The 21,434-nt window shown below is 58.9% G+C and carries 16 protein-coding genes; 6 read left to right on the top strand and 10 right to left on the bottom strand.

The window, feature by feature from the left end; genetic code table 11:
- Positions 1-237 precede the first annotated feature (237 nt).
- From ACIQYF_RS15150 to ACIQYF_RS15130, 5 genes are all read right to left on the bottom strand, one after another.
- Positions 238-1,956 carry an acyl-CoA dehydrogenase family protein gene (locus tag ACIQYF_RS15150; RefSeq protein WP_402863129.1) on the bottom strand — a complete coding sequence of 573 codons (1,719 nt, stop codon included), beginning with the start codon at positions 1,954-1,956 and terminating at the stop codon, positions 238-240.
- A gap of 9 nt (positions 1,957-1,965) precedes the next feature.
- Positions 1,966-3,210 carry a thiolase family protein gene (locus ACIQYF_RS15145; RefSeq protein ID WP_402863126.1) on the bottom strand — a complete coding sequence of 415 codons (1,245 nt, stop codon included), beginning with the start codon at positions 3,208-3,210 and terminating at the stop codon, positions 1,966-1,968.
- On the bottom strand, positions 3,207-5,075 hold the full coding sequence (locus tag ACIQYF_RS15140) for a feruloyl-CoA synthase (RefSeq protein ID WP_402863123.1): 1,869 nt from the start codon (positions 5,073-5,075) through the stop codon (positions 3,207-3,209). The genes ACIQYF_RS15145 and ACIQYF_RS15140 overlap by 4 nt, the downstream gene beginning before the upstream one ends.
- 113 nt (positions 5,076-5,188) lie before the next feature.
- Positions 5,189-6,637, bottom strand: a complete 1,449-nt coding sequence (locus tag ACIQYF_RS15135) for an aldehyde dehydrogenase (RefSeq protein ID WP_402863120.1) — start codon at positions 6,635-6,637, stop codon at positions 5,189-5,191.
- 161 nt (positions 6,638-6,798) lie between these two features.
- Complete coding sequence (locus ACIQYF_RS15130; protein ID WP_402863117.1) at positions 6,799-7,629, bottom strand: p-hydroxycinnamoyl CoA hydratase/lyase; 831 nt, start codon at positions 7,627-7,629, stop codon at positions 6,799-6,801.
- A 201-nt stretch (positions 7,630-7,830) separates the two neighbouring features.
- On the opposite strand from ACIQYF_RS15130, the gene ACIQYF_RS15125 reads away from it, so the two are divergent.
- Positions 7,831-8,319, top strand: coding sequence for a MarR family winged helix-turn-helix transcriptional regulator (locus ACIQYF_RS15125; RefSeq protein WP_402863114.1), 489 nt, complete (start codon positions 7,831-7,833; stop codon positions 8,317-8,319).
- A 122-nt stretch (positions 8,320-8,441) separates the two neighbouring features.
- Here the strand turns inward: ACIQYF_RS15125 and ACIQYF_RS15120 are convergent, their stop codons facing one another.
- Positions 8,442-9,647, bottom strand: coding sequence for an OprD family porin (locus ACIQYF_RS15120; RefSeq protein ID WP_402863226.1), 1,206 nt, complete (start codon positions 9,645-9,647; stop codon positions 8,442-8,444).
- A 377-nt stretch (positions 9,648-10,024) separates the two neighbouring features.
- On the opposite strand from ACIQYF_RS15120, the gene mhpT reads away from it, so the two are divergent.
- Entirely contained in the window at positions 10,025-11,236 is a 1,212-nt protein-coding gene (gene mhpT, locus ACIQYF_RS15115; RefSeq protein ID WP_402863110.1) for a 3-(3-hydroxy-phenyl)propionate transporter MhpT, read from the top strand.
- Positions 11,237-11,557: 321 nt separating this feature from the next.
- A complete protein-coding gene (locus ACIQYF_RS15110) occupies positions 11,558-11,836 on the top strand; it encodes a hypothetical protein (RefSeq protein ID WP_019408293.1) in 279 nt (92 codons plus the stop codon).
- Here ACIQYF_RS15110 and ACIQYF_RS15105 read toward each other — a convergent pair.
- On the bottom strand, positions 11,833-14,196 hold the full coding sequence (locus ACIQYF_RS15105) for a DNA polymerase II (protein ID WP_402863106.1): 2,364 nt from the start codon (positions 14,194-14,196) through the stop codon (positions 11,833-11,835). The genes ACIQYF_RS15110 and ACIQYF_RS15105 overlap by 4 nt on opposite strands.
- A 30-nt stretch (positions 14,197-14,226) precedes the next feature.
- Positions 14,227-14,580, bottom strand: a complete 354-nt coding sequence (locus ACIQYF_RS15100) for a hypothetical protein (protein ID WP_402863103.1) — start codon at positions 14,578-14,580, stop codon at positions 14,227-14,229.
- A gap of 417 nt (positions 14,581-14,997) precedes the next feature.
- Here ACIQYF_RS15100 and gudD point away from each other — a divergent pair, with 417 nt between their 5' ends.
- Positions 14,998-16,347, top strand: coding sequence for a glucarate dehydratase (gudD, locus tag ACIQYF_RS15095; protein ID WP_402863100.1), 1,350 nt, complete (start codon positions 14,998-15,000; stop codon positions 16,345-16,347).
- Between the two features lie 46 nt (positions 16,348-16,393).
- Entirely contained in the window at positions 16,394-17,977 is a 1,584-nt protein-coding gene (locus tag ACIQYF_RS15090; RefSeq protein WP_402863097.1) for an aldehyde dehydrogenase (NADP(+)), read from the top strand.
- A gap of 478 nt (positions 17,978-18,455) precedes the next feature.
- Here the strand turns inward: ACIQYF_RS15090 and ACIQYF_RS15085 are convergent, their stop codons facing one another.
- The gene (locus ACIQYF_RS15085) at positions 18,456-18,866 is read right to left on the bottom strand and encodes an SRPBCC family protein (protein ID WP_402863094.1); all 411 of its coding nucleotides are present in this window, start codon (positions 18,864-18,866) and stop codon (positions 18,456-18,458) included.
- A gap of 384 nt (positions 18,867-19,250) precedes the next feature.
- Positions 19,251-20,072: an AraC family transcriptional regulator gene (locus ACIQYF_RS15080; RefSeq protein ID WP_402863091.1), complete on the bottom strand. Its 822-nt coding sequence runs from the start codon at positions 20,070-20,072 to the stop codon at positions 19,251-19,253.
- 78 nt (positions 20,073-20,150) lie between these two features.
- Here ACIQYF_RS15080 and ACIQYF_RS15075 point away from each other — a divergent pair, with 78 nt between their 5' ends.
- Complete coding sequence (locus ACIQYF_RS15075) at positions 20,151-21,383, top strand: MFS transporter (RefSeq protein WP_402863088.1); 1,233 nt, start codon at positions 20,151-20,153, stop codon at positions 21,381-21,383.
- Positions 21,384-21,434: the final 51 nt, after the last annotated feature.

Genomic DNA, 21,434 nt, shown 5'->3' with positions numbered 1-21,434 from the left:
CAGAGGCGGGTCAGGACCGTCGAAAAACGCCCGAAACCCGGATGAGGGAATAAAACTAATTGATATATATCAATGACTTAAGTAATCAGAGGATCGTAAATATTACTGTGCGATTATCGATCAATTTCACCTGAGCTGCAGGCGCGAGCTTGTCTCGCGATCTTTTAAACGAGCAAATGATCACGAGACAAGCTAGCGCCTGCAGAGAAGGTGACGCCCAATGGATCCATTAATCCATTAATCCAAAAACGCCAAACTCGCTTTTGCCGCTTCAATGGCGCTTATCCGGTAATCCACTTGTGCCAACTCATAGGCAAAAAAGTACTGAGCGGTTTGCAGTTTTTGCGCCCTTAGCGGGTCACTTTCGGGTAATTGCCGACAAACCCTGGCGCTGCGCGCCCAAGCAAACCCCAGCAACGCCAGACCACACAGACGCAGAAAATCCCCTGCAACCCGATAGGGATACTCTCGATCCTCATACGCCTGCTCCTGAACCACGCCGCACACCGCTTGAAGCTTGTCGCAAAGCTTCGCCAACGGCTCCCCAAACGGACCACCGTCGGCCCTGGCTTCTTCGCGCATCACGGCCAATAACTCGTCAAAGGTGCGGCCTTCATCGCCCAGCACTTTACGCAACAACAGGTCATTGGCCTGTATCTCGTTAGTGCCCTCGTAAATCATCGCAATACGGCTGTCGCGCAAGGTTTGTTCGATGGCGAATTCGGCCACATAGCCGTAACCACCAAATACTTGCAGCGCACTGCTGGACAGGCGAAATCCTTGCTCGGTAAAGAACGCCTTGATCACCGGAGTCAGCAGTTCTGCCAGACGCAAGGCTCGCGGGTCAGCTTGATCGAGCAGGTGTGCCGCCCAATAACCGACTGCACGCATGCCTTCGGTATAGGCTCGAAGCTCCAGCAACACGCGGCGCATGGCCGGGTGAAAGTGAATAGGATCCGCAGCGTCTGCGGCCACTGCGGCCGGCCGCAACGGCGCGCGCATTTGTCTGCGCTCCCGGGCATAGCTGTAAGCGTTCTGCCACGCGGCTTCGGCATGCCCCAACCCTTGCAGACCGACGTGCAGACGTGCCGATTTCATCATCACAAACATAGCCGCCAACCCGCGATCGGCCTCGCCCAGCAACCAGCCTTTCGCGCCATCAAACACCAGCGAGCACGTGGCGCTGCCCTTGATACCCATTTTGTGTTCGATACCGTCGCAGCGCACGCCGTTAGCCAGGCTACCCGGCAAAAGCTTGGGCACCAGAAACAATGAAATTCCTCGACTGCCTGCGGGCGCATCGGGCAAGCGCGCCAGTACCAGATGCAGGATGTTTTCGGTCAGGTCGTGCTCGCCACCCGATATAAACAACTTGCTGCCATTGAGGCGATAACTGCCATCGGCCTGCAGCTCGGCACGACTGCGCAACAGGCCGACATCGCTGCCTGCCTGAGGCTCAGTCAGGCACATGGTCGCCAATGCCTCACCGCTGATAATCTGCGGCAGGTAAAGGTCCTGGATCCACTGCGGCGCATGGTGTTTAAGGCACAGGTAGGCCCCATGAGCGATGCCGGTGTACATGGCCCAGCCGTGGTTGCTGGCATAAAGCATTTCTTGCAGCGCAGCATCGAGCAGTTGCGGCAACCCTTGCCCGCCGAACGTTTCGGCACAGGCCAGCGCAGGCCAGCCGCCTTCAACGTAAGCCCGGTAAGCCTGGGCAAAACCTGCCGGAGTGGTCACGTGCCCCCCCTCAAACCGACACCCTTGACGATCACCGCTGGCATTGATCGGCGCCAGCACCTGCGCACTGAAGCGCCCCGCTTCTTCCAGAACCTGCAACGCCAGCGGCAAATCCAGCCCCTGGAATGCATCGGCACAGGCCCAGGCCGATGGAGCCTCAAGCCAGTGTTCAAAGATAAATTGCATGTCGCGCAGCGGCGCCTGGTATTGCCACATAAAAAAGCCTCAATTCGTCGAAAAATGCGGATTCTCGATCAGCACCGCCATGCCTTGACCGCCACCCACACAGGCCGCCGCGATCCCGTAACGCACGTTATGTTCGCGTAACTGCCGCGCCAAGGTCAGCACCAGGCGCAAGCCTGTCGCCGCCAGCGGATGACCCAGCGCAATCGAGCCGCCCCGGCAGTTGAGGATTTGCGTGTCCAGTTCCAGCGCCCGCGCCACGGCCAGCACTTGCGCACCCTGGGCTTCGTTGATTTCAAACCGGCCAATATCGCCTAGCGCCAGGCCACTGCGTTGCAGCAACAATTGGATCGCCGGAACCGGGCCGATGCCCATCACTTGCGGCGCTACGCCGACCACGGCGCTGGCCAGCAGATGCGCCAGGGCGGGCCGCTGGAGCGATGAAGTACGGGCCACCAGCGCGGCCGCAGCGCCATCAACCACGGCGCAACTGTTGCCAGCCGTCTGCACGCCCTGCTCATGAATAGGGACCAGCCGTGCCAGAGCCACACTGTCGGTGCTGCGAGGATGGCTGTCGCGACTGACGGCTTCACAACGGCGCGACAAGCTGATACCCCGCGGCTGATAACCACTTAACTCAAACTGCTCAGTGCGCAGCGTGACGATTTCATCCTCAAACCAGCCGCTGGCCTGTGCGCTCAAGGCCCGTTGATGGCTATTGAGGGCAAAGGCATCCACTGCTTCGCGGCTCAGGTCATAACGCTTGGCCAGGTTTTCAGCAGTGGCAATCATGTCCAGCCCCGGTGCCGGGTCGTAGAGCGCTTCCCACAGGAAGTCCTTGAACCCCACCGCAGCCCCAAGCCGAAAACCACCGCGATGGGTGTACGCAGCAATCGGGTTTCGCGACATGGATTCAGCCCCCACGCACAGCGCCAATTCCATGCCCTCGCTCAGCTGCCGAGCAGCCTGATGCAGCAGTTCAAAACCGGTGGCGCAAATTCGCTGCACCGCCAGGGCCGGCACCTGTTGGGGCACTCCGCTGTACAAGCCAATATGACGCGGCAGCATGTAGGCATCGAAACTGGACTGGGCCATGGAACCGGCCAGCACCGAGTCCACGGCCTGCGCATCCAGCCCGGCGCGCGCCAACACTTCGCGACCGACCTTGATCCCCAGATCAATCGGCGACACCTGCGCCAGCTCGCCTCCCAGATCCACCCACGGGGTACGCACCGCCTCGACAATGGCGGCATCGCTGAAGGCGCAATACTGCCCTGACGGCTTCACGATGCAGCCCCGGCACGCAGAATCGATGGCTCCTGGCCGCGATACAACGCCTCCACCTGTGCCGCCCGCCATTGCAAGACCGCGCGCTGATTGATCGAACCTTTGTCAGTGATCTCCCCCCGATCAATCGACGCGGGCTCATCTTGCAAAGCGATCCATTCCAAGCGGCTGGCATTACCGCTGGCCTGACGATTCAAGCGTTGCAACCAGTGCGCAAACCAGCTGCGAACCGGCTCGCTGGCCAACACTTGCGCGTCACTGGCAGTCGCGGGCAAGCCCGAGAGCTGCCGACACTCGTAGAGCCTCGGGAACACCAGCGCCCCCAGGCATTCGCGATCCGGAGCAGCCACTACCAGGTCTTGCACATAGGGCGAGCCTTCCAGCACCGCACGGTTACGCAGCGGCCCAACGCTGACAAACACCCCCGAGGACAACTTGAAGTCTTCGGCCAAACGTCCATCGAACATCAATCCCCACTGCGGGTTGCACGGATCCGCCAGTTTCAGCGCATCGCCGGAACGGTAGAAGCCTTCATTGTCGAACGCTTCAGCGCTTTGCTCGGGCGCACGCCAGTAGCCCGGCATGATGTGCGGGCCGCGAAAACGCCCCTCCAGCTTGCCGTCTACCGGCACCAGCCGCACCTCGCACCCCGGCGCGGGCAAACCGATGTAGCCGGCCATCGACAGCGGCCCGGTGGTAAACGTGCAAGAAGGCGACGCCTCAGTCATGCCCAGCCCGGCCATCATGCGGATGCGCTCACCACAGTGCAGTTCGGCGACCCGGTCCAGCCGGTCCCAAATGCTTTGCGACAAACCTGCCGCTGCGAAAAAGAACAACGACATGCGGGCGAAAAACCGATCGCGCAATTGGGCATCGTTTTCCAGCGCCGTCACCAGTTCTTCCCAACCCTTGGGCACCGTCAGGTAAGCGGTGGGTGACACTTCTTTCAAATTGCGCAGTGTTTCGGCAAAGCCCTGCGCCGTAGGCTTGCCCCCGTCCAGGTACAACGTGCCGCCGTTGTAGAGCACGATGCCGACGTTATGACTGCCGCCAAACGTGTGGTTCCACGGCAGCCAGTCCACCAGTACCGGTGGCTCTTCGCTGAACACCGGAAACGTTTGCAAGAGCATTTGCTGGTTGGCGCACAGCATGCGCTGGGTGGTAACGACCGCTTTGGGCAATTTGGTGGAGCCCGAGGTGAAGAGAAACTTGGCAATGGTGTCCGGGCCGGTGGCCTTGAACGCCACCTCAGCCTCTGCGCCGCCAGGTTGCAGCAACAGACTGGCAAAACTCACCTGTTGGTGCCCCGGCACTTCACCGCGTACCGTCACCAGTGGCGTATCGCTGGGCAACACGGCCTCAAGGGCCCGCTGAAAAGGCGCAGCGTCGCTGACAAAGATCAACCCCGGCTGCAACAGTTCGCAGACATGCCGCAACTTGGCAAAGTCCTGCGACAACAACGAATAGGCGGGGGACACCGGGCAATAAGGAATACCCGCGTACATCGCCCCCAGGGCAATCTGCAAATGCTCAATGTCGTTGCCGGACAGGATTGCCAAGGGCCGCTCAGCCGAAAGGCCATACGCCAGCAGGCTCTGGGCGATGGCGCGCACCGCGTCGAGCATCTGCGCATAGCTGACCCGACGCCAGTCGCCGCCATTTTCACGGGCAGCAATAAATGTATGGTCCGGGCGTACGTGCGCCCAATGCACCAGACGGTCGAGCAAGCGTTCGGGCATCTCCTGCAGTGGCTCCAATGAGCGCATGTGCAAAATGCCGGACGTTTCGCTGATTTCAACCTGAGGCTGGCCGATAGACACCTGGCGATAACGCGGCCGGGTCGGCGATTTGGATTCGAAACTCACGTCGTGTTCCTCCTGCAAGGCATGCCCTGCCCGGCCGACACTCAAGCGGCACGGGGCAGACATGGCAACCTGTGGCTGCATCCTTATTATTGTTATGCCTTGAATCGCGGCGATCAGATCGGGTAGTGACGCGGTCCGTTCTGCAAGGTGATCCAGCGCAATTGAGTAAATTGCTCAATCGCCGCCTTCCCCCCAAAGCTGCCGTAGCCACTGTTCTTGACCCCCCCAAATGGCATCTGCGCCTCGTCGTGCACCGTCGGCCCATTGATGTGGCAAATACCCGATTCGACTCGCTGCGCCAGGGCCAGGGCGCGACCGGTATCACGGCTGAAAATCGCCGCCGACAGGCCGAACTCTGAATCGTTGGCCAGACGCAGTAACGCCTCATCGCCGGTGTCGCGTAACACAACGGCAACCGGGCCGAAGGATTCTTCGCGGTACAAACGCATGTCTGAGGTGACGTTATCGAGCAAAGTTGGCTGCATGATGCTGCCTTCTACCTGCCCACCAGCAACCAGCCTTGCCCCCTTGCTCACGGCATCGTCAATCAGGGCCCTGATTCGCTGCCCGGCGTTGCTGTCCACCAGCGAACCCAGCACAGAATCGGCAGAGTCGGGGTTGCCCGCCGGCAACGTCGCGATCTTGCTCGCCAATTTGTCGACAAACACATCGGCTATTTGGTTATCGACAATCAGGCGCTCAGTGGACATGCAAATCTGCCCCTGATTGAAATAAGCACCGAACGCCGCCGCTTCGACGGCCGCATCAAGGTCAGCGTCGTCCAGCACCAGAAACGGCGCTTTACCGCCCAACTCCAGGAGTGCCGGTTTGAGGTGGCGCGCCGACAGTTCGGCAACGATGCGCCCCACATGGGTCGAGCCGGTAAAATTGACCCGGCGCACAGCGGGGTTGGCAATCAGCCGCTCGACAATCGCCGGGGCATCGGCCGGGGCGTTGCTGATGACGTTGACCACGCCATCGCCCAAGCCCGCATCCTGCAGCACCTGACCGATCAGCCGGTGCACCGCCGGGCTCAGTTCCGAAGCCTTGAGCACAACGGTGTTGCCACACGCCAGCGGCATGGCAATCGCCCGGGTGGCGAGAATGACTGGCGCGTTCCACGGGGCAATGCCCAACACCACGCCACACGGTTGGCGCAGCGCCATGGCAAAGCTGCCGGGCACATCCGAAGGAATCACTTCGCCGTTAATCTGGGTGATCATCGACGCAGCTTCGCGCAGCATGCCGGACGCCAGTTTGACGTTGAAGCCATACCAGTTGGCCATGGCCCCGGTTTCTCCGGCGGCGGCAATGAATTCGGCGCTGCGCAGCTGTAACAGATCGGCTGCAGCCAACAACCGTGTGCGCCGTTCATTGGGCGCCAGTGCGGCCCACACAGGGAATGCCGCCTGAGCAGCCGCCACGGCGGCATCGGCATCCTCCAGAGTCGCGGCGGCAACGCGCGACACCACCTCGCCGGTCACCGGATTGCAGCGTTCGAATGTTCGACCGTTACGGGCCGGACACGACAAGCCGCCGATCAACAGGGGCACGTCCAACATGGTGATTCCTCTTTATTGTCTTTATAGGGAATGCTTGATTTTTGAGGCGACTGCAACGCTCGTTGTAGCCGCTGACGCAGGCTGCGATAAGGGCCTAAGGACCTTCAGCCCCGGAGGGCGCTCCGCCCCCATCGCCGCGTACGACTAAAAAAACCATCAGGTTAACGCTTGTAAGCCTGCAATCCGGGCTTGATGCTCTTGTCATCCAAAAACTGCTTCATGCCCTGCTCACGCCCGCCTTCGGTGTCCAGCAGACGAGACTGGTCGAGTTTGGCGTACAGGTAATCTTCGTTCTGCTCCCAGGTCAGTTCGCGGCAGCGCTTGAAGCCATGCTTTGCGGCGCGCAGTACCACCGGGTTTTTCTCCAGCAAATTGCGCGCCAGCTCCACGGTCACTTCACGCAATTGCGCCAAGGGCACGCTTTCGTTGACCAGGCCCATCTCGGCCGCTTTCTGCCCGCCGAAAGTCTTGCCGGTCATGATGTAGTACAGCGACTGGCGATGCCCCACGGTGTCGGCCATGGCTTTGCTCACCAGATTGCCCGGCGGAATACCCCAGTTGATTTCCGACAAACCAAAGGTCGCTTCATCGGCGCAAATCGCCAGGTCGCAGGCCACCAGCGGGCTGAAACCACCCCCGAAGCACCACCCATTGACCATCGCGATGGTCGGTTTGGCGTACATGCGCAGTAACTTCCATTGCCATTGCGAGGCTTCACGGCGGATTTTCTCTTGAAGAATCTCCGGACCGGCATCCACTTCACGGAAGTACTCCTTCAAGTCCATGCCCGCTGTCCAGGCCTCACCGGCACCGGTCAACACCAACACGCCTGCATCCGGATCCTGCTCCAGCGTTTCCAGAACATCGATCATTTCGCGGTTCAGGGTGGGGCTCATGGCGTTGCGTTTTTCCGGACGATTCAAAATCACCCACGCGATGCTGTCTTCGATTTCGACTTTGACGGTTTTCCAGCGGCCTTCGTATTTGCTCATCGCGATTGCTCTCTTGTTGTTCGCTTGTAGATGACTGAAAACTAACCCTCAAATATAGTTATGTCAATTAACTATTAATCGAATTAACCAAATTCTTAGCCCTCCGGGTCAGGTTAAATAACGCAACGGTAGCTATCGACTCGCAACCTCGGCAAAATAGATAGGCTTATTAACTTCATTCGCGCAAGGACTTCTCTTCCCATGGCCAAGCCTGCAACGCTTCCCGACACTCAAGAGGCCCTGCCCGCTGGCACTGACGTGCAAGTGCCGCTAGACGCAGCACTCGATGATCTGATCGGCTATGCCATGCGTCGCGCTCAGCTCAAGCTGTTCCAAACCCTGATAAACCAACTGTCCAGCCATGACCTGCGACCCGCACAGTTTTCGGCCATGGCGATCATTGACCAGAACCCTGGACTGATGCAGGCCGACCTGGCGCGCGCGCTGTCGATTGAGCCGCCGCAAGTGGTGCCGTTGCTGAACAAGTTGGAAAGCCGCGCCCTGGCGGTACGGGTTCGGTGCAAACCCGACAAGCGCTCGTACGGGATTTTTTTGAGCAAGACCGGCGAAGCGCTGCTCAAGGAGCTCAAGCAAATCGCGGCGCAGAGCGATATAGACGCCACCTCTGCGCTCGACCCTGCCGAGCGCGAAGAGCTGTTGCGGTTGTTGAAAAAGGTGTATCAGGATTAACGGCCTTCACAATTAGGATCAAAAGCCCTGCCAAAAGCTTGGCAGCCCACCCGGCCCCGGCAGGAGCGCGCCTGCCTCGCGATCTTTTGATCGTTTAAAAGATCGCGAGCAAGGGGGTTGGGTTACCAAATCGGCAAGGTATACACGGCGATGAAACGGGTCTGGTTTTCATCGCGAAATGCCGCCCCGGTCGGAAAATTGTTGCGGTATATCGATTTTCTCGCCAAGAGCCCAAGGTTCTTCAGCGGCCCACTCTGGATCACATACCCCAGCTCCATCTGGAACTCGCGCTCCTTGCGATCGTTGGCATTCAACGACGCCAGTTCGATATGGTCGCCGCGCACATAACGCAGACGGCTTTTTAAACCGACCAGCCCGACCGCTGTGAAGTCGTAGTCATAGATCGCCTGCCAGGTACGCTCCTTGGCGTTAAGGAAATCCGAGCTCATGGTCAGCTCGCTCATGCCCATCAACTCGGTGCCCGAGATATAAGGCGTGGCCGTATCACCACTGGCGTGCATATACCCCACGCCGAAACCGTGCCCACCCAGCCGGTACCCCAACAACCCCGACACGTTAACGTTATCGACCTTGCCCGCCTTGGCGCTGCCCGCCTCGTCACTGAAAAAACTGCGCAGGTCAGTGGTCAGCACACCGTCGCCCACAGGCAGTTTGTGCAGCACGGCGAAGGTGCTCTGCTTGTAAAGATCGGCCACTTCAACGTGGTAGGCACGCAGGCTCAAGTCTTTGTTGACCTGGTAATCACCCCCGGCATAAGCCAGGTGCGAGGTCGTGGCTGAACCTTTGAAACGCCCGTTGGGGGAAGCAATTGACATCGGCTGATAGTCGGTCGAGTCACGCTTGTTGATACGGTCGATATAGCCCGTATTGAAGGTCAGGTCCTGGATTTCCTTGGAGCTCACAATCGTGCCTAAAAAGGTCTGCGGCAGCAGGCGCGAGGGGCTGGCAAAGGCGAACGGCAGAAAAATCGACACATCACCGGTTTTGAGTGTGGTCTCGCTAACGCGCATTTTGCCGGTGAAGGCCAGACGCGAATATTCGTCGGCCGCCTGTTTGTCGCTGTTGACCGGCAACAGTTCGGTGCCGCTGCGATCAGGTGAAGAGTCCAGCTTGACACCCAGCAATCCGCGCACATCCAGCCCGAAACCGACCGTGCCTTCGGTAAAGCCCGATTCCATATTGGCAATAAAGCCTTGCGCCCATTCACGGGCAGCCGTTTTGGCGCCGCCATCCTTGTAGTCGCGGTCCATGTAGTAATTGCGCAGGGTCAAGGTGCCGTGACTGTCTTCGATAAAACCCTGGGCCATCAGCCCACTGGAAAACAGGCTCAGCGCAATGCACGAGAGAGGAATTAACGGGGAAGCGCCTTGGTTGAGCTTAAGCATAGTGGTTGTCCATTTATTGTTGTTTTTGGCACGAACAGATCGCTCTGATGGCGATTCTCCCGGCAGAGAATGGAAACAACCCACGGCAACGTCAATCACCCATGACCGATAATCGAACATTAACTTCATTATCTATTTTTTGAAATTATCAACCCAGTCAATCTACCCTTTTGTTTTATAAGGCTTAAAACCTATTTAGAGGCTTTTAAAAACACAGATTCTTTTTTTAGTTATCTTTGTTAATCTTTATTCGGCTCGCAGAAAGCCCCCCCCTACAAAAACAAGAATGAGGTTCACCCATGAACACTCCACAGCAGCGTTCGACGCTGACAATCGCTTTGTGCTTTATCGTTGCGCTCATCGAAGGTTTTGATCTGCAAGCCGCCGGAACGGCTGCCGCAGGTTTGCGCCAAACCTTCGCCCTGGACCCGAAAATGATGGGCTGGGTGTTCAGCGTCGGGATCATTGGCCTGCTGCCCGGAGCGTTTTTCGGCGGCTGGATCGCCGACCGTATCGGCCGCAAGAAAATCTTGATCGGTGCCGTTACCCTGTTTGGTGTTTTCTCGTTGTTGACCGCCTACGTCGACAGCTATTCGCACTTGCTGCTCGTGCGCTTCATGACCGGTCTGGGCCTGGGCGCCGCCCTGCCGAACCTGATTGCACTGTGCGCTGAAGCGGTGGATGAACGTCGTCGCGGCACGGCCATCAGCGTCATGTACTGCGGCGTGCCGCTGGGCGGCGCACTGGCTGCGGTGGTCGCAATGTTCGCCCATGACCACTGGCAAACCACCTTTATCATCGGCGGCCTGGCCCCGCTGCTGGTGGTTCCGTTGATGATCATGCTGCTGCCCGAATCCAGCGTGTTTCGTCAAAGCGCCGTGCATGCCACTCGCGTATCAACCGCCAAGGCGTTGTTTGGCGAAGGCCGCGCCATATCTACAACGGGGTTATGGCTGAGTTACTTTTTCACCCTGACCGTGATGTACATGCTGCTGAACTGGCTGCCGTCGCTGTTACTTGAACAAGGCTTCACCAAGCCACAGGCAGGCATGGTGCAAATGCTGTTCAACATTGGTGGCACGCTGGGCTCCTTGCTGGGCGGCTTACTGCTGGATCGCTGCAACCCGATCAAAGTGGTGTTGAGCGTGTATGCCGGACTGCTGGCGGCATTGGCCGGGGTCGGCTTCTCGGTCGGGATTGTGCCCATGGCAATGGCGGGCTTTGCAGCGGGCCTGTTTGTGATGGCCGCCCAATTGGTGCTGTACGCGCTGGCTCCGCCTCTGTATCCCACCACGGTGCGTGCAACCGGCGTGGGCGCAGCCGTGGCAATTGGCCGATTGGGTTCAGTCGCTGGGCCTTTGGCCGCCGGGCAGATTCTGGCCGCCGGTGCAGGCACAACTGGCGTCTTGCTGGCCACATCCCCGGGTCTGGTGATTGCAGCGCTGGCGGTCATTACCGTGATTTCGCGCTCGACGCAGGGCCTGGGCTTGAAAACAGCCCCGGCGCGGTAAAGCCCCACCTGTAGCAGCGAGCGTGCTCGCGATCCTTTAAAAGATCGCGAGCACGCTCGCTCCTTACCTGTTAAAAACACCCTGCTTGGCAGCGAACTGCAACGCGCGCAACAGCCGATCAGTTAGCCGTTGAGGGGTTAAGAATTGACCTGCGCGGTCAACCAGACACATCCAGGGCGCAGCTTTACGATCGCTGCGATTGGCGACCCAGTCGTCGCACAACCAGACGCCTCCTATCACCCCAATCGTTTAAAAACAGGCGTGCCCGGCGAAAAGGAGTACCCTGCCGTCCGGCTTTTATTTTTCGCCCCAGGACGCCCTATGTTTCCCAACGCTGAACGCTATAACCATTCCACCGAATACGCGAACAAACTGGTCGACCGCATCGGCCAAACCCCGGCCTGGATTGCCCAGCGCATCGGTGTCACCGAAAAACGCATGCGTTATATCCTCGCCGGCTCGCGCACGATCAAAGGCGACACCACCGAAATCCTGATGAGTTATGCCGAGCAGTTTTGTCTGGAATGTCTGGCCGCTGAAGCCAAAGCCGCCAAAGACCGTGCCCGCTCCAAGGCCGCAACACCGGCCAGCGACGCTTAAAACAAGCCCATTTGGCCGCCTACCAGGGCGCTGAAGTCGTCGTCGACAAACACCAGAATCGCGTCGGCCACGGGTTGTAGCTGACGCGTCAGGTAGTGATCGTAATCCACCTCAGCGGTGCGGTTTTCCAACGGCTGCGGGCCCGCCACAGTGATGACGTAGCTGATGGTGCCGCCATTCTGGTATTGCCGTGGCCGCCCCTGCTGGTCGTTGTATTCATCGGCCAGGCGCGCGGCCCGTACATGTGGCGGTACGTTGCGTTCGTAGTCGCTCAATGGACGACGCAAGCGCTTGCGGTAGATCAGCAGTTCATCATGCTCGCCCGCCAGGGTGCTGCGCACGAAGTCACGCACGTAGTCTTGATACGGCTCACGATTGAAGATGCGCAGGTACAGCGCCTGCTGAAACTGCTGAGCCAGTGGTGACCAGTCGCTGCGCACGGTTTCCAGCCCTTTGTAGACCATCTCCCGACGCCCGTCCGCATGCGCCACCAAGCCTGCGTAGCGCTTTTTGCTGCCTTCTTCGGCGCCTCGAATGGTCGGCATCAAGAACCGGCTATAGTGGGTTTCAAACTGCAATTCCAGCGCGCTGGTGAGGCCGTACTCATCGCGCACGTGGGCTTGCCACCATTGATTGACATGCTGCACCAGTTCGCGCCCGATACGCGAGGCGTCGGCTTCGCTGTGTTCACTGCGCAGCCAGACAAACGTGGAGTCGGTGTCGCCGTAGATCACGCTGTAGCCTTGCGCTTCAATGAGCGTCCGGGTCTTGAGCATGATTTCGTGCCCGCGCAGGGTAATTGACGACGCCAGCCGGGTGTCGAAGAAACGGCAGCCGCTGGAGCCCAGCACCCCATAAAACGCGTTCATGATGATTTTCAGGGCTTGGGACAACGGGGCGTTTTTTTCGCGCTTGGCCACTTCTCGCCCATTGGCAACCCGTTCGATGATGGCCGGCAGGCAATGCCGAGTGCGTGAAAAACGCGCCCCGCGAAAACCCGGCACCGAATGTTCAGCGTCAGGCTGGCGCAGGCCTTCGACCAGCCCCAGCGGGTCGATGAGAAAGGTGCGGATAATCGACGGATAGAGGCTTTTGTAGTCGAGCACCAACACCGATTCGTACAAGCCTGGCTGCGATTCCATGACAAAACCGCCAGGGCTGGCTTGCGGGGGGTTGTCTCCAAGGTTGGGCGCGACAAACCCCTGACGGTGCATCAGCGGCATGTACAAGTGGTAAAACGCCGCCACCGAGCCGCCGCTGCGGTCCGCTTCCAGCCCCGTGACCGAGGCACGTTCCAGCAAAAAGGTCAGCAGTTCGGTTTTTGCAAAGATGCGCGTCACCAGCTCGCAGTCCTTGAGGTTGTAGCGCGCCAGGGCGGGCTTGTCCTCGATGAACATGCGGTTGATTTCGTCCATGCGCTGGTATGGGGTGCTGATGTCCTTGCCTTCGCCTAGCAGAGTCTGGGCGACGTTTTCCAGGCTGAAAGAGGTAAATGACCACGTTGCTGAACGCAGCGATTCAATACCGTCGATGATCAAACGCCCGGCGGCGCTGGCAAAGAAATGGTTTTTGCGGGTGCCGTGCTCGCGCCACTGCATTTCACTGCCCCCGCGCCCCAGCAGCAGCGCAATGCCCAAACGCCGAGCATGTTCATGCAAGATCCGCATGTCGAACTGCACCACGTTCCAACCAATGATCGCGTCGGGGTCGTGAAGGGCCATCCATTGGTTGAGGCGTTGCAACAATTCGCCACGGGTGGCGCAGTACTCAAGGTCGAAATCCACCGGTGTGTCGGCGTCGGTGGCCCTGCCCAGCATGTACACCTGACGCTGGCCACAGCCTTCAAGGGCAATGGAATACAGGTCACCCTGGGCACTGGTTTCAATGTCCAGCGACACCAGCTTCAAGCGAGGTCGATAGTCAGGGTGGGGTTTCATCTGGGTGTTTAGCAGTAACCCGTCGGCCTGGGCCTGACCGCTAAAGCTCACCGGCGCGGTGATGAAGCGCTCCATCAAAAAACGTTCGGGGGGACGTACGTCGGCCTCATACACATCAACACCGGCGCGGCGCAGGCGCTGGGCGATGTCGATCAGTTGGGCATGCTGGCGGCAGTAAACGCCGAGCACCGGCCGCGACTGAAAATCACACAGTGCCAAATCACGAAACTCGACGTTACGCTCATCCTTTAACACAGCTTGAGCTTGATCACGCTGTGCCACCGGGATAAACGCCACCGAAGTCTGGAGCGGCAGGCGCACGTGCTGCGGCCCCTCATCGGTGGCCAGCCACAATTCAACTTCTACCCCCAGCGGCGTGTCGCGCCAGTGCCGGGTCAGCACAAAGCCTGGTTTCAAGCTCACTGCCGTTGCCTCAACACCCAAACCTCCGCGTTACAGGCACGTCGCCAACATCGCCAGACGACGCATCGCCGCGCTGTCATCCGGCTGCTTGGCGTAATAGCTCAGGGCCGTGCCCGTGCCTTGTGGCACCAGATCGGCAAACGACTCGGCGCCGCGGGTATAAACGGTCAGGTGCCCAGATTTTTCGCTGTTGATATACGCGCTAGCATCGACTCCGAACACGCTTTCGTCCTGCCATGAAAACTTGATGCACTCAGCAACCAGTGGGGCTTCTTTGGTAGAGCTTAAAACCCGCGTCGGGCTCTTGCTTCGCGCATCATTCATCGCAGGTGACACACAGCCGACCAGCAAGGCCATGCTCATGACGCCAATCAACATTCGCATTGGATGCTCCCTTAAAAAAGGTAAACACGATAGCACGCAGGTAAAGCAGATTCATTTTCATCCCGGTATCGCCTCGAGCGGTTATGCACCACAAGACTGGCATTAGGTGATTAACCCTTTTCCAACACGTACGACAACCAACCCAACATTCCTTTTAAGCAGCGCTGTCGTTGAACCCAAATTCGGACTGAACAAGACTCCCTTTAAGGTTTGAACCGATAAAAGCGCTTAAAAAGCCCATAAACCAGCCGCAACCACCTATTAAATCTATTTTTTATAACCATTTTGTTTGCTTCGGATGATTGCGAGTCGAAATTTCAACTCGTATGATGTCTGTCAACTTAAAGCAACTCCTTGGATCCCCACCCCCATAACAATAATGAAGGGCCAACCCCTGACGCTTTTAAGGACCATGCCATGAATGCCGAGCACTCACACCCCCCATCAAAAACCCCGGTCATCACCAGCCTGCAAGTGATTCCGGTCGCAGGCCACGACAGCATGCTGCTCAATCTCAGCGGCGCCCACGGCCCTTTCTTTACTCGCAATATCGTGATTCTCAAGGACAGCAGCGGCAATACCGGCGTCGGCGAAGTGCCGGGCGGCGAGCGTATCCGCGAAACCCTGGAAGACGCCCGCAGCCTGGTAATGGGCCAGCCTATTGGCAACTACCAGAGCGTTCTCAACCGGATGCGCTCCACTTTCGCTGCGCGAGACTCGGCGGGCCGGGGCCTGCAAACGTTTGACCTGCGCATCACCATCCACGCGGTCACGGCGATGGAAGCCGCCCTGCTTGACCTGCTCGGTCAGTTCCTCGAAGTACCGGTCGCCGCCTTGCTCGGCGAAGGCCAGCAGCGCGACGCGGTGAAGATGCTTGGCTATCTGTTTTACATCGGCGACCGCCAGCAAACCGACCTCGCGTACCGCAGCGAAGCGGATGCCGATGACTGGTTCCGTTTGCGTCATGAAAAGGCCATGACCCCAGAAGCCGTGGTGCGTCTGGCTGAAGCGGCGCAAAGCAAATATGGCTTTAACGACTTCAAGCTCAAGGGCGGTGTACTGCGCGGGGCCGAAGAAATTGAAGCCGTGACCGCGCTGGCTGAACGCTTCCCGAATGCCCGCATCACCTTGGACCCGAATGGCGCCTGGTCGCTGAAAGAGGCCATCGCCTTATGCCGCGACCAGCACCACGTACTGGCGTATGCCGAAGACCCGTGCGGCGCGGAAAACGGCTATTCGGGCCGCGAAGTGATGGCCGAATTCCGGCGCGCCACCGGGCTGCCGACCGCCACCAACATGATCGCCACCGACTGGCGCGAAATGGGCCATGCGATTCAATTGCAATCCGTCGACATCCCGCTGGCCGATCCGCATTTCTGGACCATGCAGGGCTCGGTCCGGGTCGCACAGATGTGCCACGAGTGGGGCCTGACCTGGGGTTCGCACTCCAACAATCACTTTGATATTTCGCTGGCCATGTTCACCCAGGTGGCCGCCGCTGCGCCGGGCGAAATCACCGCCATTGATACGCACTGGATCTGGCAGGACGGCCAGCGCCTGACCCGCGAGCCGCTGCAAATTGTCGACGGTCACGTCAAGGTTCCGGCCAAACCCGGCCTGGGCGTAGACATTGACATGGACGCCGTGGCCGCAGCCCACGAGCTGTATAAAAGCATGGGCCTGGGCGCACGGGACGACAGCGTCGCCATGCAGTTCATGATCCCCGGCTGGAAATTCGACAATAAAAAACCCTGTCTGGTGCGCTGAGTTAACCCTCACGCAGCACTCACGCTTATCTACAAGGACTGAATCAATGTCGACCGTAACAGGCCACAACTTTATCGCGGGCACCCGCAGCGCTGCGGGTACCATCACCCTTCAAAGCCTGGACGCCAGCACCGGTGAGGCGCTGGCGTTTGACTTCCATCAGGCCACGCCCGAAGAAGTCGACCGCGCTGCCAATGCCGCCGAGGAGGCCTTTGCTGACTTTCGCCAATTGAGTCCTGAACGCCGCGCACAATTCCTGGACGCCATCGCGGATGAAATCGACCAACTGGGCGACGACTTTGTGGCCCTGGTATGCCGCGAAACCGCACTGCCCGCCGGGCGAATTCAAGGGGAGCGTGGTCGCACCAGTGGCCAGATGCGACTGTTCGCCAAGGTCCTGAGGCGTGGCGACTTTTTAGGCGCACGCATTGATCTGGCGCTGCCAGACCGTAAACCCCTGCCACGCGTAGACCTGCGTCAATACCGCATTGGCGTAGGGCCGATTGCCGTGTTCGGCGCCAGTAACTTTCCGCTGGCATTCTCGACGGCCGGTGGCGATACCGCTGCCGCATTTGCCGCCGGTTGCCCGGTGGTGTTCAAGGCCCACAGCGGGCACATGGCAACCGCTGACCAAATGGGCTGCGCGATTATCCGCGCCGCCGAAAAGACCGGTATGCCCAAGGGCGTGTTCAACATGATCTTCGGCGCAGGCGTCGGCGAGCCGCTGGTCAAGCATCCGGCCATCCAGGCCGTGGGCTTCACCGGGTCGCTGCACGGCGGTAACGCCCTGAGCAAAATGGCCGCCGAACGCGAACAGCCAATCCCGGTATTTGCCGAGATGTCGAGCATCAACCCGGTGATCCTCTTGCCTCAAGCATTGGCAGCGCGCGGTGCGGCCGTGGCCAAGGATCTGGCGGCCTCTGTCACCTTGGGCGGCGGTCAGTTCTGCACCAACCCTGGGCTAGTTATCGGCGTGCGTTCGCCTGAGTTCTCGGCCTTTGTCGAACAGTTTACCCAGCACATGAGCGAACAGGCGCCGCACACCCTGCTCAACGCAGGCGGGCTGCGCAATTACGCCAAGGGCGTAGAGCACCTGATCAAGCATGCCGGTATCACCCACCTCACCGGTAATGGTCAATCAGGCACGCAAGCGCAGCCCCAACTGTTCAAGGCGGATGTCAGCTTGCTGCTGAATAAAGATCCCCTGCTACAAGAAGAAGTCTTCGGCCCGGCGACCATCCTCATCGAAGTCGAAGATGACGCTCAGCTAAAAGCCGCATTGCTGGCCTTGCGCGGGCAACTGACCGCAACCCTCATCGGCGAGCCGGCAGACCTTCAGCACTATCAGTGGCTGGTGCCGATTCTTGAGCAAAAGGTTGGGCGAATTCTGGTCAACGGTTACCCGACTGGGGTTGAAGTGTGTGATGCCATGGTGCACGGCGGTCCGTACCCCGCGACCTCGGACGCACGCGGCACGTCGGTTGGCTCACTGGCCATTGATCGCTTCCTGCGCCCCGTGTGTTACCAGAACTACCCCGACGCTCTGTTACCCGAGGCGCTGCAGAACAATAACCCACTGGGCTTGCAGCGCTTGGTGAATGGCGAGTGGAGTTCGCAGGCGATTGATTGATCACCCCACCCTCCTGTAGGCGCTGGCGCAGGCCGCGATCTTTTGACGTTCAAGATCAATAGATCGCAGCCTTCGGCAGTTCCCACAGCCCCATGGCACGCGCAAATCTCGTAGCAAAAAAAGGGCTTGCCGCACGCCATCGGGCATCCCACGGGGAGCACATCCAGAACTGGATCCAATCTTGAATTCCAGGCAAAAAAAAGCCCAAGTAGCTGATGGAAACTTGGGGCTTAAAAATGCATAAACCGTGGTAGGTGAACGCAAGGCGATAATATCCCAGTGTTACAACAAGTAACAAGGAATTTTGCAGGTTTTTTTAGGGGCCGGTACTGATCCAGGTCATGTAAAGCAACTTTCATGGCATGCCCCTGAAATTCAGTCGCCGCTGCCACAGGCTGCGATAAGGGCCCAAGGCCCTTCAATCCCGGGGTTACGGCGCAACGCAACCCATCGCCGCCCGTGGCGTCGTCTGCGCAGCTCAGCCCGGGAAGTTGCCCCGCAGCGCGTCCAGCCCGCCCTGATAAACGCCTTTGAACAGCTCTTGAGCCTCAGCCTCGCTGATCCCCGCCGGGGTAAAACGTCCAGACCAGGTCACGCGTGCCCCCGTACCGTGCGCTTCAACGAGCAAGGTGGCCAAGTAATCCGTCACTGGGAACGGGCCTTCGGTGATCGAATAGCTGTAGGTTTTACCGGCGTTATCGAACACCTCAAGTCGCTCAACAATGACCGTGCCGTCCTGGGTCTGCAAGTGACGCAGACGACCACCCTCGCCCGCCTCGCTTTTGACAACCATCGGGAGCCAATCCGGCAGCGAATTGAAGCCACCCACCAATTGCCACACCTGATCGGCCGAAGCCGGAATTTCAATTACCGCAGATGCCGATACCATGCTTTGTTCCTCTGTAAATGATCTGTCGTTACCGGTTTAGACGAATCCAAACTATGTCCAGGTGCACTACCTTAACGCAGCGGATGTCATTTTTTTTGCTCCTGCGTGTCTATTTTGCGACTCCACTTATCGCTGGCACACCCGAAAAAACGTGCACCAGCTCCCACGTCGGCAGGTCTCAGGCCAGCAGGTGTCTAAGCTTTGCTCGGGTGAGCGAGCTGGATTTGCAGAATCCAAAACCCTTGATTCGGGCAGTGATCGAAATCTTCAAGATCTCCACCCCGGTTATTTCCTGTGTTTGCCGGGGTTTTCGCTATAGAAATAACGCTATAGCGAATATTGGAAACACGTACATAGGCAAATACAGAGGGGTAGGCGCGACACTCATTTAAAGAAGTTGCTCGGCGTTTTACCGAACTGCTTTTTGAACATGGTGGTGAATGCGCTAGGGCTGTCGTACCCCAGAGCTCCGGCGACATCGATAATTTTTTCGCCGATGGCTATCCGCTCCAGCGCCAGCAGTAAACGCGATTGCTGGCGCCATTGGCCAAACGTCATGCCGGTTTCTTTGTGAAACAGCCGCTGGATGGTTTTTTCATCCAGCGCCAGCCGCGCGCTCCAGTGCGCAAGGGTTGAGCCGTCGCCCGGGTCTCGTTGCAACACCGCGCATATGGTCTGAATGCGCGGGTCAACCGGCTGCGGCAGGTGCAACGGCAAGACCGGCAAGATGGCCAGTTCGTCCAGAATCAGGTTCATGATCCGCTCGCCTCGCGACTGGATCTCGTAAGGCTCGGTGATTTCAATCGAAGCCTTGATCAACTCACTCAGCAGCGCCGAAATACTCACTGCACGGGTCTCAGTGGGCAACTGCGCCACCACGTCGGGCCGCACAAACACACTGCGCATTTTCAGCGGGCCCACGCAACGAATCGAATGCACCTGGCCACAAGGCATCCATATCCCGCGGCTCGGTGGCACTGTCCACTGGCTCATCGCCGAATGCACCACCATCACCCCTTCAATGGCATACAACAGCTGATGTTTGGTGTGCGAGTGAGGCGCAATGACCCAGTCAGCCGGGTAATCAGTCGCGCTGCTTCTGACTGGCCAGACCGCTTGGTCGACCTCAAGCAGAAATTCTTTCAACGGTTTGATGATGCTGCCCTTTTTGAGAGGTTGACTGCCCGAATTGCGCGAGACAGGCAATTTCGCGAATCCTAGGATAGGCGCTGCTTTGCCGCTGTGCACCCCAATGTCCCTGTTTCCCTGATCGGATGAACGTCGATGTCAACAATAAGTACGACCCCTTCGGCCACCGCGAACCCTAGCCCCAACGATTCGGTGGCCAGTCAAACCAGCCCGCTGGTGATGCGCGTGATCGCTGCCTGCGCCTTGGCTCACCTGATCAACGACCTGATTCAGGCCGTGCTGCCCTCCATCTACCCAATGCTAAAAGCCAACTACGGCTTGAGCTTCACCCAAATCGGCCTGATTACGCTGACTTTCCAGCTAACGGCATCCTTGCTGCAACCCGGCGTCGGCTACTACACCGACCGTCACCCCAAGCCCTGGCTGCTGCCCGCCGGAATGGTGTGCACCTTGATCGGGATTTTGATGCTGGCATTGGTCGGCACCTTCACCGCCATTCTGGTGGCCTCTGCACTGGTGGGGATCGGCTCCTCGACCTTCCACCCCGAAACTTCGCGAGTGGCACGCCTCGCCTCGGGCGGGCGCTACGGCCTGGCGCAATCAACGTTCCAGGTCGGTGGTAACGCGGGTAGCGCGTTTGGCCCGCTGCTGGCCGCAGCCATTGTCATCCCCTACGGTCAGGGCAATGTCGCGTGGTTCGGCCTGTTTGCGGTCTTCGCCATCGGGATCCTGTACGGCTTGAGCCGCTGGTATCGCCAGCACCTCAACCTGTTCAAGCTTAAACAAGGCACTGTGGCCACCCACGGCCTGTCCAGACAACGCGTCACGGCCGCACTGGTGGTGCTGGCGATGCTGGTGTTTTCCAAGTACTTCTACATGACCAGCTTCACCAGCTACTTCACCTTCTTTCTGATCGAGAAGTTCGACCTGTCGGTGGCCACTTCCCAGCTCTACCTGTTCCTGTTTTTAGGCGCAGTGGCGGCGGGCACCTTTTTCGGCGGTCCAATTGGCGACAAAATCGGCCGTAAAGCGGTGATCTGGTTCTCGATTCTGGGCGCTGCGCCTTTCAGCCTTGCATTGCCGTATGTCGACCTGTTCTGGACCGGCATCTTGAGCATGATCATCGGCTTCATCCTGGCTTCCGCGTTCTCCGCCATCGTGGTGTACGCGCAAGAACTGGTGCCGGGCAATGTCGGCATGATCGCAGGCGTGTTCTTTGGCTTGATGTTCGGCTTTGGCGGCATCGGAGCGGCACTGCTCGGGCATCTGGCCGACATCCACGGCATTGAGTCTGTGTACTCGCTGTGTTCGTACCTCCCCTTGCTGGGAATTTTGACCCTCTTGCTGCCTTCAACCAAAGGGGTCTGAAGCGAATATCCCCCTGTAGGGGCGAGCTTGCCTGGCGATCTCTTGATCTTT

The organism is Pseudomonas sp. NPDC096917 (assembly GCF_044762555.1).
Taxonomy (GTDB): domain Bacteria; phylum Pseudomonadota; class Gammaproteobacteria; order Pseudomonadales; family Pseudomonadaceae; genus Aquipseudomonas.
This window is presented reverse-complemented; position numbering and strand designations above follow the sequence as displayed.

Coding starts and splice junctions, on each gene's coding strand:
- ACIQYF_RS15090 (WP_402863097.1), top strand. CDS start 16,394: ATGTCGACCGTAACAGGCCACAACTTTATCGCGGGCACCCGCAGCGCT.
- ACIQYF_RS15085 (WP_402863094.1), bottom strand. CDS start 18,866: ATGGTATCGGCATCTGCGGTAATTGAAATTCCGGCTTCGGCCGATCAG.
- ACIQYF_RS15125 (WP_402863114.1), top strand. CDS start 7,831: ATGGCCAAGCCTGCAACGCTTCCCGACACTCAAGAGGCCCTGCCCGCT.
- ACIQYF_RS15100 (WP_402863103.1), bottom strand. CDS start 14,580: ATGCGAATGTTGATTGGCGTCATGAGCATGGCCTTGCTGGTCGGCTGT.
- ACIQYF_RS15135 (WP_402863120.1), bottom strand. CDS start 6,637: ATGTTGGACGTGCCCCTGTTGATCGGCGGCTTGTCGTGTCCGGCCCGT.
- ACIQYF_RS15110 (WP_019408293.1), top strand. CDS start 11,558: ATGTTTCCCAACGCTGAACGCTATAACCATTCCACCGAATACGCGAAC.
- ACIQYF_RS15120 (WP_402863226.1), bottom strand. CDS start 9,647: ATGGCCCAGGGTTTTATCGAAGACAGTCACGGCACCTTGACCCTGCGC.
- gudD (WP_402863100.1), top strand. CDS start 14,998: ATGAATGCCGAGCACTCACACCCCCCATCAAAAACCCCGGTCATCACC.
- mhpT (WP_402863110.1), top strand. CDS start 10,025: ATGAACACTCCACAGCAGCGTTCGACGCTGACAATCGCTTTGTGCTTT.
- ACIQYF_RS15075 (WP_402863088.1), top strand. CDS start 20,151: ATGTCAACAATAAGTACGACCCCTTCGGCCACCGCGAACCCTAGCCCC.
- ACIQYF_RS15130 (WP_402863117.1), bottom strand. CDS start 7,629: ATGAGCAAATACGAAGGCCGCTGGAAAACCGTCAAAGTCGAAATCGAA.
- ACIQYF_RS15150 (WP_402863129.1), bottom strand. CDS start 1,956: ATGTGGCAATACCAGGCGCCGCTGCGCGACATGCAATTTATCTTTGAA.